9 protein-coding genes and 1 pseudogene are annotated in these 14,696 nt (G+C 58.3%); 5 read left to right on the top strand and 5 right to left on the bottom strand.

Going from position 1 to position 14,696, the window contains the following annotated elements; genetic code table 11:
- Positions 1–136 precede the first annotated feature (136 nt).
- Positions 137–1,375, bottom strand: coding sequence for a bifunctional glutamate N-acetyltransferase/amino-acid acetyltransferase ArgJ (gene argJ / locus BL107_RS02560; RefSeq protein WP_009788704.1), 1,239 nt, complete (start codon positions 1,373–1,375; stop codon positions 137–139).
- 14 nt (positions 1,376–1,389) lie between these two features.
- Here argJ and coaE point away from each other — a divergent pair, with 14 nt between their 5' ends.
- A complete protein-coding gene (gene coaE, locus BL107_RS02555; RefSeq protein WP_009788703.1) occupies positions 1,390–1,989 on the top strand; it encodes a dephospho-CoA kinase in 600 nt (199 codons plus the stop codon).
- Positions 1,990–2,131: 142 nt separating this feature from the next.
- On the opposite strand, the gene BL107_RS02550 is transcribed toward coaE, so the two are convergent.
- Entirely contained in the window at positions 2,132–2,965 is an 834-nt protein-coding gene (locus BL107_RS02550; RefSeq protein ID WP_009788702.1) for a 2OG-Fe(II) oxygenase, read from the bottom strand.
- Positions 2,962–4,446: an Asp-tRNA(Asn)/Glu-tRNA(Gln) amidotransferase subunit GatB gene (gene gatB / locus BL107_RS02545; protein WP_009788701.1), complete on the bottom strand. Its 1,485-nt coding sequence runs from the start codon at positions 4,444–4,446 to the stop codon at positions 2,962–2,964. Before gatB ends, BL107_RS02550 begins: the two co-directional genes overlap by 4 nt.
- A gap of 171 nt (positions 4,447–4,617) precedes the next feature.
- On the opposite strand from gatB, the gene thiO reads away from it, so the two are divergent.
- Entirely contained in the window at positions 4,618–5,745 is a 1,128-nt protein-coding gene (gene thiO, locus BL107_RS02540; RefSeq protein ID WP_009788699.1) for a glycine oxidase ThiO, read from the top strand.
- Positions 5,746–5,825: 80 nt separating this feature from the next.
- Here the strand turns inward: thiO and ndk are convergent, their stop codons facing one another.
- Positions 5,826–6,281, bottom strand: coding sequence for a nucleoside-diphosphate kinase (gene ndk / locus BL107_RS02535; RefSeq protein WP_009788698.1), 456 nt, complete (start codon positions 6,279–6,281; stop codon positions 5,826–5,828).
- 123 nt (positions 6,282–6,404) lie between these two features.
- Between ndk and speA the strand changes: the two genes are divergently transcribed.
- Positions 6,405–8,333, top strand: a complete 1,929-nt coding sequence (speA, locus tag BL107_RS02530) for a biosynthetic arginine decarboxylase (protein WP_037988699.1) — start codon at positions 6,405–6,407, stop codon at positions 8,331–8,333.
- A gap of 63 nt (positions 8,334–8,396) precedes the next feature.
- Here the strand turns inward: speA and alaS are convergent, their stop codons facing one another.
- A complete protein-coding gene (alaS, locus tag BL107_RS02525; RefSeq protein WP_009788696.1) occupies positions 8,397–11,060 on the bottom strand; it encodes an alanine--tRNA ligase in 2,664 nt (887 codons plus the stop codon).
- A 25-nt stretch (positions 11,061–11,085) separates the two neighbouring features.
- Here alaS and BL107_RS02520 point away from each other — a divergent pair, with 25 nt between their 5' ends.
- Both BL107_RS02520 and BL107_RS02515 read left to right on the top strand, forming a co-directional pair.
- Positions 11,086–11,505, top strand: coding sequence for a hypothetical protein (locus BL107_RS02520; RefSeq protein WP_037988697.1), 420 nt, complete (start codon positions 11,086–11,088; stop codon positions 11,503–11,505).
- A pseudogene (locus BL107_RS02515) lies at positions 11,502–14,694 on the top strand (DEAD/DEAH box helicase). The gene BL107_RS02520 and the pseudogene BL107_RS02515 overlap by 4 nt, the downstream one beginning before the upstream one ends.
- Positions 14,695–14,696 lie beyond the last annotated feature (2 nt).

The following is a 14,696-nucleotide window of genomic DNA, read 5'->3' as shown; positions in this document are numbered from 1 at the left end:
ACGCACAAAAAAGTGACAAAGGACGCACAGTCATCACCAAAGGTCAGGATCATTCTTATTTGCAAAACAGATCTCAAAAAACAAATTCAAATTGATTCCAAGGAGCCAATGCCGATCCTTGCTCCATAGATGTCATCTAAGTTGTGTAATCGGCATTAATACGCACATATTGATCCGACAAATCACATCCCCAAGCACAACCATTTCCAGATCCCTGACCAATACAAAGGCGGATCTGAACGGTTTCCTCGCGAAGGGCATCGCTAGCCGCTGCACGATCAAAAACGACAGGTTGGCCCCGATCCATTAATTGATGGGGACCAATCCAAAGCTCCACAGCTTCGGGGTCGAAAGCAACATCAGCCCGACCTGCAGCAGCCACAATCCGACCCCAGTTCGGATCACGGCCATGCACAGCTGTTTTCACAAGGGAGGAACCACAAATGGTGCGGGCAACGCGCAGGGCCGCAGCCTCATCCACCGCACCGTTCACCTGAACCTCCATCAAGCAGGTGGCTCCTTCGCCATCCCTAGCAATCGCTTGAGCCAATTGCTGCATCACCTCCGTGAGGCCCTCCTCTAAATGGGCATGGTGCTCCACAGCCAATGGCGCACCAGCACTGAAGGCCAACACCGTGTCGTTCGTACTTGTATCGCCGTCCACGGTGATGGCATTGAATGAGCGCTGAACCGCTCGGCGCACCATCCCGCGCCAAATGTCTGCCTCCATGCCGGCATCGCAGCTGAAGAAGCCGAGCATCGTGGCCATGTTCGGATGGATCATTCCGGAGCCCTTGGCCATCCCGCCAATCCGCACCGTTCGCCCCCCAAACTCAGCCTGAACAGCAGCCTGTTTCTCCACAAGATCTGTGGTGAGAATCGCCTGCGCGGCGGCAGGACCACCTCCATCCGACAACGCGGCGATCAGAGACCCCAGGCCAGACAACAGCGTTGACATCGGGATCGGTACGCCGATCACACCGGTGGAACAGATCAGCACGGTTTCCGGATCAAGGCCCAACTGGTCCGCAACGGCTTGCGTCGCTCGCTGACTATCCAACAATCCACGGTCACCAGTGCAAGCGTTCGCCTGGCCTGAGTTGATCAACACGGCTCGCATCCGACCGTCTCGACTGGAGAGCCGCTCCGCGCAGAGATCCACACAGGCGGCACGCACGACGGACGTGGTGAACGTGCCTGCACACACCGCTTCGTCTGGGGCGAGGATCAAGGCAAGATCTGGGCGACCAGAGGGCTTAAGGCCCACCACAACCCCTGCCGCCTCAAAACCGTTCGGCGCCGTGACCCCACCATCGATGGGAGACCAAATAGAAGCCATCGCTTCGGCCGCGTCGGCAAGAGAGACTTCACTCATCTTCCTCCGCCACCATGACGTTTGGCGATTGGCCACCCCAGAGACGCATCGGGCTCACCGGTGGCATTGCCAGCGGGAAAAGCAGTGTTGCGGCGTTACTCAAGAAACGAGGCTGTCCTGTGTTGGATGCAGATCTCTACGCACGAGAGGCACTCACCCCCGGAACATCTGCAAGCAATGCTGTTGTGTCGCGCTATGGCAATCGCGTCATCAAAGATGGAACGTCAGAGATCGACCGCGCTGGCCTGGCCTCGATTGTGTTTAACGATCCCAATGAACGGAGCTGGCTAGAACAGCTCGTTCATCCAATTGTGCAGCGACGTTTTGATGACGCACTTCGAGCCTTGCCAGACGCCCCGATCGTGATTTTGATGATTCCACTCCTGTTTGAAGCCGGCCTCGAGGCGTGGTGCAGCGAGATTTGGGTGGTCCGCTGTACAGCACTGCAACAAAAAGAACGCTTGATGGCACGCAACAACTACACGGATACCGAAGCAACACAACGCATCGCGGCGCAATGGCCGATCGACATCAAAGCGCAACGCGCAGATGCTGTGATCAACAACATTGGCCTGATCGATGACCTCAACGATCAACTCGATGCACTCCTTTAATCAAAGGCAAACGAGCAATGCAATTCATCAATACAGATGAAAAGTGAAAATGTTCGGACGAATGATTCGAGATTGATTAACTCACCAAGTTTTATTGATCAATCCGAATCAATACAGAACCATGAACCATCAATGCCTGTCGCTATCCATTCCGTCCCGTCCGTTCTCGGAACCACTTTGTAATCACCCATTTGCTTCCAACATCAACCGGCATGGCTTCATGCAATGTGTTCCGATTTGGGGTTCCATCTACTTGAAGATTGTTCCAAGCCAAACCCAATCCAGGCCGTGGGGTAAACCGTTGGTCCAGATGCTTAAACCACGTCTCACCACCCAATTGCACGGCATTGAGATACACCATCACCGTCCAAGTTCGCTGCCCACCATTCCTGGTGTTGTGATCAAACTCTTTGGTGCCAGGTGAAAACCAATCGGTGTGTTGCTTGAAATACTCACCCGAGTCATACCGCTGACCCTGAATGGGTTCCGAAAAGCGTGGATCCACATCCAATAACTCCGCAAAGCGTTGATCCAAGCGGCGGGAGAGCAGAGGATGATGATGACGCAAATGGCACGTGCGACTGGTGCGGTAATCGTACGTGCCACGGGTCACCGTGGATGGCAATAACGCCGAGTTGATCGCCTCGATCAACTCTTGGCATTCCAGAGGCGACAGCAAAGACGGCAACTGATACAGCTGGGCGTGGGGTGTTGCCACGCGAACAGCTCGCGGCTGATGCTGCGGATCCGTGATTGGTGCGTTGAACCACTGCGACCAGACCGGCGGCTTCAGCCCATCGGACGAGATCAGTGCAGCTTCGTTCTGAGCAGGGGTATCGAGCACAGCATTGATCGCCACTAGGGGAAATCCCTTGGCGACGGCGCGTTCAACAATCTCTTCACGCGCACAACCACGATCGCGGTTGTGGATGAGCCACTGGCGCCAGGCCTCCGGAATGGCGCTCGTGGCCGTCATCCACCCTTGAGTTTCTGGCTCAAAATTTGATTCGCCAGCTTCGGATCCGCCTTCCCGCCCGTCTTCTTCATCAATTGCCCTACAAAGAAGCCCTGCAGTTTGGTTTTACCGCCGCGGAACGCCTCAACCTCCTCTGGATGGGCGCCCAACAGCTCATCGACAATCGCTTCGATCGCCGCCGGGTCGCTAATCATTCCAAGGCCGCGTTCATCAACAATCGCCTTGGGTGATCCGCCCTTCTCCAACAGCTCGGGCAGGATTTCTTTGGCAATTTTTCCGCTGATCTTGCCGCCATCAATGAGCTGAACCATTTCCGACAACTGCTCCGGACGGAACGGCAATGCCGCAAAACTGAGCCGATTGCTGTTGACGTAAGCCGCAAGATCACCGGTGATCCAATTCGCGGAGAGCTTGGCGTCAGCTCCAGCAGTCACCACCGCCTCGAAGTAATCCGCCATCTGGCGCTCGTCAGTGAGCACCCGGGCGTCGTATTGGGACAAGCCCAAGTCGTCGGCATAACGATGACGTTTTGCCGCAGGCAGCTCAGGCAATTCAGCCCGCCAGCCCTCGCGCTGTTCGGCACTGACTTCAATCGGACCGAGATCGGGGTCGGGGAAATAGCGGTAGTCACTGGCGCCCTCCTTGCTACGCATGCTCTTGGTGAGCTGCTTGCCTTCATCCCACAGCCGGGTTTCTTGCACCACAGGCTCTCCCGCCTCGTAGGCCTTCACCTGGCGTTTGATCTCGTAATCGACAGCCTTCTGAATCGCGGAGAAGGAATTCATATTCTTGATCTCCACTTTTGTGCCAAAGGGAGCATCTGGTCCTCGACGCACCGAAATATTGACGTCGCAGCGAAGGGAGCCCTCCTGCATGTTCCCGTCGCTCACCCCCAAATAGCGCATGATCCGCCGAATTTCAGAGGCGTATTCCGCAGCTTCACGGCCTGTACGCAGATCGGGCTTGCTAACGATTTCGGCCAAGGCCACGCCAGCGCGGTTGTAATCCACCAACGAATGGGTCGAACCGGCCAGGCGATCACTGCCGGCGTGGACAAGCTTGCCCGCGTCCTCCTCCATATGGAGCCGTTCGATCCCAATCGTTTTGAGATAGGTGTCTTTGCCTTTCTCAGCGACTTCCACCTCAATCCAGCCCTCCTCTGCGATCGGTTGATCGAACTGAGAGATCTGATAGTTCTTAGGTAGATCGGGATAAAAATATTGTTTGCGATCAAATTTGCTGTGCTCTGCGATATTCAAATTCAGGGCCATCGCTGCCTTCACGGCGTACTCAAGAACCTTCTGATTCAGCACCGGCAAGGTGCCCGGCAAACCGCAGACAACGGGGTCGATGTGCGTGTTGGGCTCATCGCCAAAGGTGGTCGATGCCGCCGTAAAAATTTTGCTGTCCGTGCCTAACTGCACGTGGGTCTCAAGACCAATAACGGCCTCCCAGGGGAGTTGGGTTGCTGCGTCGGCCATGCGTCCGCGGTATGAAGCTGATGTCTGAATCCTATGGAACCAGGCCCGTCCTTATCAGAATTGACATGGGCCAATGGACAGCATGAAGCCTGCAACAGCTGATGTTTTATCTGCCTTGATCGGTCTGAATCATCTGCTGAACAGCGGTTTCAAAGCGCTGCGCTGCCAACCATGACCACAACACCACCGATCGTCGTACTGGGCGGAGGGCTGATGGGCCTAGCCATCGCCCATCAATTGGCCCGACGTGGTCATGCAGTCCGCGTGATCAGCCGCAATCGGAATGAAGCCGCAGGCTTCGTCGCAGCCGGCATGCTGGCTCCCCACGCAGAGGGGCTCAGCGGCCAATTGCTTACATTGGGGGAGCGGAGTCTTGCGCTGATCCCGCAATGGGTCGCCCAGATCGAACACGACAGCGGACTCACCTGTGGTTTGCGGATGAGTGGAATTGTGGTGCCGTTCGCCACGGAGGATGACAGCAGGCGCCACCCGACGGCCGCCCTCGGACAATCACTCACCCGCAAGGCTCTAGAGCAAGAGGTACCTGGATTAGCCCCCCACTGGCAAGCGGGGTTGCTGTTTGAGCAGGACGGTCAAATCGACAACCGGCGTCAATTGATGCGGGCCCTGGAAAAAGCCTGTGTCTCCCTCGGTGTGCAATTCCTAGAGGGGGCAGAGGTTCAGGCCCTCAGTCGCCATAGCGACAGCCAAGAGCTCCAGCAGATCAGCTTGCGCACCGCTGAAGGAGAGGTGCAGCACCATCCCTGCCGAATGGCGGTTTTATGCAGCGGGGCTTGGAGCCAAAAATTAGTTCCAGAACTCCCGATTTTCCCCGTGAAAGGCCAAATGCTTTCCCTACAAGGGCCTCGCAAAGCGCTGAAGCGTGTGATTTTTGGGCCAGGCACCTATCTGGTGCCGCGGGAAGACGGTTTAATTGTGGTTGGGGCTACCAGTGAGCGAAGCGCCGGGTTTACGGCTGGACTAACTCCGGATGGACAAAGCCAACTGCAAGCCGGGATCCAAGACCTCTTACCCATGGCAGGAAGCTGGCCACCCATGGAGCGCTGGTGGGGATTCAGACCCTGCACTCCCGATGAAGGCCCCTTGCTGGGCCCAGGCCCAATCGGTGGACTCTGGCTGGCCTGCGGACACCATCGAAATGGGGTGCTGTTAGCGGCCATCACAGCTGATTTACTCGCCAATGCGATAACCGATGCCTGGCTTGGGGCCCCTGACGACGACCTCTTAAAGGCATTCCATTGGGGGCGTTTTCAGAAACCCCCACACCACAACGTCTGATCACCGCCAACAGGGTGGTCATGGCACCACCGCCATTCAGGGCGATGCCATAACCATCCAGTCAAAAAGCCATCAGGCCATCAATCTTCAACGCGCCAGGCTTGATCCGAAGGGCTCCAGTCGTTCAGTTCAGAAGGCTGGAACCAAAGACCAATCTCGAACTCTGCGGTTTCTGGAGCATCGGATCCATGGATCACGTTGCGACCAATATTCACGGCCAAATCACCTCGGATGGTGCCGGGCTCGGACTCCAACGGCTTTGTGGCACCAATCAGCTTGCGGGCACTGGCGATCACGCCGTCGCCCTCCCAAACCATGGCAACCACCGGACCCGACGTGATGAAGCCCACCAAACCAGCGAAGAAAGGACGCTCTTTATGAACGCCGTAGTGCTCCTCCGCGAGGGCACGACTGGGGGTGATCTGCTTCAGACCCACCAACTTGAATCCTTTGCGCTCAAAACGACCGAGGATTTCGCCGACCAGGCCGCGTTGGACACCGTCAGGCTTAATGGCGACGAAAGTGCGTTCAGCCATAGAGAGGAGCAGTAATGAAAAACGTCGTCATCGTCCACGGTGGCCCACCCGCTTGGCAAGCACATGCCCTGAACTGGGACGACGAAAGTCCCTAGATTTCTGCAATCCCCCTTGCGCGAAAACGTGGCAGACGGCGAAGGCTGGTCGATTCAGGACAGTACTGAGCTGTATGGCTTGGAGCGATGGGGCGAGCCTTATTTTTCCGTTAATGCCCGCGGCCACATCAGCGTTCAACCGCAGGGTGAGCGGGGCGGAAGCCTGGATCTCCACGACCTTGTTCAGGAGTTGCGCAGTCGCAACCTCAGCCTTCCTCTCCTGATTCGCTTCGACGACATCCTTGAAGACCGGCTCGAACGGCTCCACAGCGCCTTTGAACGCGCGATCGCCCAATACGGCTACAAGGGGCGATATCAGGGTGTATTCCCGGTGAAATGCAACCAGCAGCGCCACGTCGTGGAAGAGCTGGTGAGTTGCGGCAAGCGTTGGAACTTCGGGCTGGAGGCAGGGAGCAAAGCGGAACTGCTCATTGCGCTTTCACTCCTCGACGATCCAGACGCTCTACTGATTTGCAACGGCTACAAAGATCGGCTGTACATCGAAACTGCAATTTTGGCGAGGCGCTTGGGGCGTCGCCCAGTGGTGGTGATCGAACAACCCGATGAAGTAGATCGCATTATCGAGGCGAGCCGCAACTTGGGGGCCGCGCCGTACATCGGCATTCGCGCCAAGCTGGCCAGCCGCAGTACAGGCCGGTGGGGCAGCTCCGTCGGCGACAAAGCCAAATTCGGACTCGCCATCCCCGACCTACTGACGACCGTCGAACGCTTGCGGGAGCACGGCCTACTCGACGATCTACGGCTCCTGCATTTCCACATCGGCAGCCAAATCAACGACATTGCCGTGCTGAAGGACGCGCTCCAGGAAGCCGGACAGATCTATGTGGAACTCACCCGCCTCGGTGCACCGATGGGATTCCTTGATGTGGGTGGCGGCTTAGGGATCGACTACGACGGCAGCCGCACAGCAACGGCAGCCTCCACCAACTACTCACTGCAGAACTACGCCAACGATGTTGTGGCCACGGTGCGGGAATGCTGCGAACCCAATGGGGTAGCCCTGCCAACGCTGGTGAGCGAAAGCGGTCGCGCCATTGCCAGCCATTTCTCCTTGCTGGTGTTCGATGTGCTTGGCAGCAGCCGATTGCCCGCCTCGATCCCCCCCGCAACAGAAGACGAGCCGCTGATTGTTCGCAATCTGCGGACCACGCTCGAGACGATCCACAACCTTGATGGTTCAGACCAAGACGATCTGCCTCCCCTGCAGGAGGCCTGGAACGATGCCTTGAAGTTCAAGCAAGACGCGCTGGCAGCATTCCGGCTGGGATATGCAGGGCTGCCAGAACGGGCGACCGCCGAACAACTCACTTGGGCCTGCGCTGCTGCCATTGCGGAACGCTTGCCAACTGGGCCTTCCGTCCCCGAGGAACTCCAAGCCCTCAAAGCTGCGCTGGCGGAGACGTATTACGCCAACCTCTCGGTGTTCCGATCAGCCCCAGACACCTGGGCGATCGATCAAATCTTTCCAGTGGTTCCGCTCCAACGCCTCGAAGAGCGTCCAACACTTTTGGCCAGCCTGGCTGACCTCACCTGCGATTCCGATGGTCGCCTCAATCGGTTTATCGGGAATGGCCAAGCCAAACCCCTGCTCGAGCTGCATCCACTCATCGAGAATGAGCCCTACTTGATCGGACTCTTTTTAAGTGGTGCTTATCAAGAGGTAATGGGCAATTTGCACAACCTGTTCGGCACGACCAACGCCGTGCATATCCGCCTGAGCCCTGGCGGGAGTTATCGAGTGGATCATGTGGTTCGTGGCGACACCAACGCCGACGTCCTGAAGGCCATGGAACATGATCCAGATCTGTTGTTGGAACGGTTACGGATCGCCGCCGAAGGGGCGATCAGCAACGGGAAACTCAGGATCGAAGAGTCAAGACGTCTGCTTGATCACCTGGAAAGCAGCCTCCGGCAAACCACCTACCTCCAAGACTGAAAACACTCTGAACCCTGTGGAGATGTCTCTAAGAGTGCCCCGATGGGGCGAACACCAGCCTGGTTACTGAAATGTAGCCTCCAACTCCGTTCGTGCTGTCTCCAACGCTCCAGCCAGAGCCGCTCCGTCCCGTCCACCCGCCTGAGCCAGGTTTGGACGTCCGCCGCCGCCGCCGCCGCAGAGCTTGGCGATCGTTCCAATGAATTTGCCGGCCTGTTGCTTGGCAGCGATCACGTCTTTGCCAAACGCCGCCACCAAAATCACCTTTCCTTGATCAGATGGATCGGGCAGGCCGCCGAGCACCACGGCAGCACCATCGCCCAACTGAGCAGCCAGACTCTGGGCAGCTCCCTGCAACCCCGCGCCATCCACCCCATCTAAACGTTCCACCAACAGTTGAAAACTGCCAATGGCAACGGCCTTTGTCGCCAATGCTGCCGACTTGGCAACTGCTAATTCCGCCTGAGCAGCAATCAGAGCCTTGCCGGTGCTCTTCAGCTCGTCCTGCAACGCCACAACCCGCTCAACGATCTCACCGGGCTGCGCCTTGAAGCGATCGCCGAGCTGCTTCACCACAAGCTCACGCTCATTGAGATACCCCAATACTGAGGCCCCAGCCACAGCTTCAATTCTGCGAATTCCGGCGGCAACACCACTCTCGCCAACGATCTTGAACAGACCAATTTCTGCGGTGTTGGCCACATGCGTTCCGCCACACAGTTCCATCGACACCCCAGGCACATCCACAACACGCACCACGTCGGCGTACTTCTCGCCAAACATGGCGACGGCACCAGCCGCCTTCGCCTGGTCAATCGCCATCTCCTCCACCAAGAGGCCATGGGCCTCGGCGATCCAGCCATTGATCAACGTTTCGATCTGCTCTAACTGCTCAGTCGTCACCGCTTGCGGGGCGTGGAAGTCGAATCGCAGGCGATCAAAATCGACAAGAGACCCCGCCTGTCCGATCCCTGGATCCACGACTTGCTTCAGTGCCGCCTGAAGCAGATGGGTTGCGGTGTGATTCGCCTGGGCACGCCGACGACAGGCTCGGTCCACCTGCGCTGTGATCGCATCACCCACCGTTAGCTGGCCGCGTTCAATCCGTCCGGCATGCACGAATACATCGCGACTGCGGCTCACCGACTCAATCGCAACGATGACATCGGCACCAGACAGCACCCCGCGGTCTCCCACCTGGCCGCCACCTTCGCCATAGAACGGGGTTGACTCGAGCACGATTTGCACATGGTCGCCCGCGGAGGCAGAGGTAGCCGGCTCACCGTTGGCCACTAACGCCTGCACGCAGCTGGGTTGTTCCAGAACCTGGTAGCCCTGGAAAGCGGTGGCGTTTTGCGTGGCAACCACCTGATCGATCGCATCCTGCAAGGTGAGATCGATGCTCACCGCCGCGGCCTTGGCCCGTTGACGTTGTTGCTCCATCGCCTCCTCAAAGCCGGCCAAATCAACCTCGAGCCCCTGCTCCTCGGCGATTTCTTGGGTGAGCTCTAAGGGGAAGCCATAGGTGTCGTACAGCTCAAAGGCTTGGGCTCCACTGATCTGCTTCGGCTTGCTGTCCAGCACTTCGGAGAGCAGCTTCTCGCCCCTTTCCAAGGTTTCCAAGAAGCGCGATTCCTCCCGTTGAAGCTCGGCCAAGATCACCTCCTGCCGCTCGAGCACTGAGGGGTGGGCGTCTTTTAGAAGGGCGATCGAAGCCTCACCCATCATCACCAGGAAGGGCCGATTAATCCCGATCAACCGCCCGTGCCTGACGACACGACGCAATAGACGACGCAGAATGTACCCACGTCCCAAATTGCTGGCCGTAACCCCATCACAGATCAGCTGCGTCACGGCACGGCTGTGGTCGCCAATCACCTTGAGAGACGTCTTTCCCGCATCGTCGAGCTGGTGATAGTCGACACCAGCACAATCAGCTGCCGCTTGGATCAGCGGAAAAATCAGATCTGTTTCGTAGTTGTTAGGAACCTTCTGGAGAATCTGAGCCATCCGCTCAAGACCCAGACCCGTGTCGATGTTCCGGTTCGCCAATGGCGTGAGACTCCCCTCAGCATCACGGTTGTATTGCATGAACACCAAGTTGTAAAACTCGATGAAGCGGTCATCGTCTTCGAGGTCGATGCCCTCATCACCCAGTTCAGGCTTGAAGTCGTAGTAGATCTCCGAACAGGGTCCACAGGGACCTGTCGGACCAGACGCCCAAAAGTTATCGGCTTCATCCATGCGGATGATCCGCTTGGGGTTCACCCCCACCACATCTCGCCAAATCTGTTCCGCCTCGTCGTCTTCACGAAAGACACTCACCACCAGATGCTTGGGATCAATGCCAAACACCTCCGTACTCAGTTGCCATGCCCACTCAATCGCCTGTTGCTTGAAATAATCCCCGAAGGAAAAATTGCCGAGCATTTCAAAAAACGTGTGATGCCGCGCCGTACGACCCACGTTCTCAATGTCGTTGGTGCGAATGCACTTTTGACTACTGGTGGCCCGCGGAGCTGGCCGCTGCTGCTGACCAAGGAACACCGGCTTAAACGGCAACATCCCAGCAATGGTGAGCAGCACTGTTGGATCCTCTGGAATCAACGAGGCACTTGCCATCACCTTGTGACCCCGTTCCTGGTAGAAGCACAGGAACGCCGCACGGATCTCAGCGCCAGTACGGGGCAGAGATGCTGCAGAAGACGACGAAGCGGCGGCAGCCATGGAAGGGAAGGAGGATCCTGCCGTCATGATCGCCCCTAACCCGCCAGCAGCGGTGCCAGCCCCACCGAACGACGATCACCCGTCCCGCAATCGACTGCGGCTCCAGTCGATTGGCTGGGCCTTGCTGGCTGGCATCAGTGCTGGTGCGATTGGCCTGGGATGGGGCCTCGACGCAGGGATTCGCTCCGGTGGATGCGGACTGTTTTACGGATTATTGGCCTTTCATTTGCACCGTGCCGACCCGGACGACCAGCACTTACAGGCCGGGCTCGTGGGGGCAATCTGTGGCGTTCGAAGCCTTGGAATGCCCTTACCCCTTGACAACTGGCACTCCGATGGCTTGGCATTGGTGATATTGGAGTTTCTTCAAGCCTGGCTGCCGTTGATCGGCAGTGCTCTCTTACTCCATAGCACCCTCCGCTTCCTGCCCGCGTCGCGGCCATGAGCCTGCTGCACGCCACCTGGCTTCCCGCCATTCGTACTTCCAGCAGTTCCGGACAACCGGCACTGCTCGTTTGGGCTGACACCTGGCGTGTCGCCTCACCGGAGGGACCTGGACTCACACCCGCTCTGCATCCCTTCACCCTTGGCTCGAACGATCTCAAGGCTTGGTTGACCGAACGGGACCTGATGCCTGGGGGCAGCATCGATGCCACCGCCTGCCTCACCCTCCCAAGCCGCACCGTCAAACCCCGCAAAAGTCGAACCCAATCGAGCGAACCAGATCCGGAGGGGCCAGCCTGGACCGGGTTGCCAATGCAAGCGGGAGAACCCATTCCAAAACAAATGGAATGGTGGCCATGGCAAGTGCAAGGCCTGGCGGTCGAGCCATCGGCCGCCACGGAATGGCTGGCCCGTTTACCCCTATCGGGCCGACATCCAGACCTTGGGGATGAACTGCGCTGGTGGAGTCACCTCCAACGTTGGTCCCTCAGCTTGGTGGCCCGTGGTCGCTGGATTCCCCAAATGGAATTAAGCAAAGGCGAGGGGTACCCCCACCGAGCGCGCTGGGTTCCCCTGCTGAACCGTGAGGAGGATCGACGCCGGCTCGAAGACCTCGCCGCGACGCTGCCCCTCGTAGCGACCTGTGCCCTCCCTTGGCGTGAGCCACTCGGACGCCGCAGCAACCGCACCACCAGGCTTCGACCGGAAGCGATGCGAGCCGCCAATCCGGTCGCCTGCTGTCGCCCACGAAGCGGTCGCCTCAGGGTGGCCACCTTGCTTGAAGACTTGGTGGATGCGGAGCTGCGCAAGGGATTTGAACCAAGCACGGAAGGCCTCGACCCCTTACTCACCTTGTGGCAAGAGGCCCTGGCCTCAGAAACCGGTGTTGTGGAGGTGGGCAACGAAGACGCAGAACGCCTCACCGCGGCAAGCCTGCACTGGCGCGAGGGAATTGCCGGAGGCTTCGCGGCCGCCCGCACCTGCCTCGAACTCAACACCCCAAACGAAGGCGAAGAACTCTGGGACCTGAAGTTTGGATTGCAAGCGGAGGCCGATCCCAGCCTCAAGCTGCCGGCCGCCGCGGCCTGGGCCTCAGGAGCGGAAACCCTTCAACTGGGGGAAATCCAAGTTGACCAGGCGGGGGAAGTGCTGCTGGAGGGTCTTGGCCGAGCCCTCACGGTGTTCCCTCCGATCGAACGCGGACTGGAAAGCGCAACACCGGAAACGATGCAGCTCACTCCAGCGGAGGCATTTGTGTTGGTGCGAACAGCAACGCACCAGCTCCGCAATGCCGGCATCGGCGTCGAACTGCCCCCCAGTCTTTCAGGGGGCCTCGCCAGCCGGCTTGGCTTAGCGATTAAAGCGGATCTACCGGATCGATCCAGCGGCTTCACCCTCGGCGAATCTCTTGACTGGAGCTGGGATCTCATGATCGGCGGCGTCACACTCACCCTCCGAGAGCTCGAACGTCTCAGCGGTAAGCGAAGTCCGCTGGTACGCCACAAGGGCGCCTGGATCGAACTACGGCCCAACGATCTCCGCAACGCCGAACGCTTTTGTGGAGCCAATCCAGAACTGAGCCTCGACGACGCACTACGGCTCACGGCCACAGAAGGGGAGCTCATGATGCGCCTGCCGGTGCATCGCTTTGATGCAGGGCCTCGTCTTCAGGGAGTTCTCGAGCAATACCACCAGCAAAAAGCCCCCGATCCCCTGCCAGCTCCAGAGGGATTTTCCGGACAACTCCGTCCCTATCAAGAACGTGGCTTGGGCTGGCTGGCCTTCCTGCATCGCTTCGATCAGGGCGCCTGCCTGGCGGACGACATGGGCTTGGGCAAGACCATCCAGTTATTGGCGTTCCTGCAGCACCTCAAAGCGGAAAACGAACTCAAACGCCCGGTGCTGTTGGTGGCCCCAACCTCGGTGCTCACGAATTGGCGACGGGAAGCGGAAGCCTTCACCCCTGAGCTGTCGGTGAGAGAGCACTACGGGCCACGCCGGCCTTCCACGCCGGCCGCCTTGAAAAAAGAGCTCAAAGGTGTGGATCTGGTGCTCACCAGTTACGGACTGATGCAACGCGACAGTGAGCTGCTGGACAACCTCGACTGGCAAGGGGTTGTGATCGATGAAGCTCAGGCGATCAAGAACCCTGGGGCAAAGCAAAGCCAAGCGGCCCGAGACCTAGCGCGAGCCGGGAAGAGCAGCAGGTTCCGCATTGCACTCACGGGCACACCGGTGGAAAACCGCGTCAGCGAGCTGTGGGCGCTGATGGATTTCCTCAACCCCAAAGTGTTGGGTGAGGAAGACTTTTTTCGTCAGCGCTACCGCATGCCAATTGAGCGCTACGGCGATATGTCGTCGTTACGCGATCTCAAAGCACGGGTTGGTCCCTTCATCCTGCGCCGCCTCAAAACCGACAAGTCGATCATTTCCGACCTGCCTGAAAAGGTGGAGCTCAGCGAATGGGTGGGGCTCAGCAAAGAACAGAAATCGCTGTACAACAAAACCGTTGAAGACACCCTCGATGCCATTGCCACCGCACCTCGAGGGCAACGCCATGGCCAGGTGCTGGCGCTCTTGACCCGTTTAAAACAGATTTGCAATCACCCGGCCTTAGCCCAACGCGAAGGTGCCGTTGACGCCGAATTCCTTAGCCGGTCCGCCAAGCTCATGCGGCTGGAAGAAATCCTTGAAGAGGTGATTGAAGCCGGCGATCGCGCTTTGCTGTTCACCCAGTTCGCCGAATGGGGACACCTCTTGCAGGCCTGGATGCAACAACGCTGGAAGTCTGAGGTTCCCTTTCTGCACGGCGGAACCCGCAAAAGTGATCGGCAAGCGATGGTGGATCGATTCCAAGAGGACCCCCGGGGACCTCAACTCTTCCTTCTCTCCCTCAAGGCCGGTGGTGTTGGCCTAAACCTCACCCGGGCCAGCCACGTGTTCCACGTTGGATCGCTGGTGGAATCCAGCGGTGGAAAACCAAGCCACCGACCGGGCCTATCGAATTGGTCAAACCAACCGGGTGATGGTGCACAAATTCGTCACCCGTGGCTCGGTGGAAGAAAAAATCGACCAAATGATTCGTGAAAAAGCTCGCATGGCTGAAGACGTGATCGGCTCCGGTGAAGACTGGCTCGGGAGCCTTGGCGGCGATCAGCTGCGCAATCTTGTTGCCCTCGAGGACACCTAACC

It is taken from the genome of Synechococcus sp. BL107, assembly GCF_000153805.1.
Taxonomy (GTDB): Bacteria; Cyanobacteriota; Cyanobacteriia; order PCC-6307; family Cyanobiaceae; genus Parasynechococcus.
This window is presented reverse-complemented; position numbering and strand designations above follow the sequence as displayed.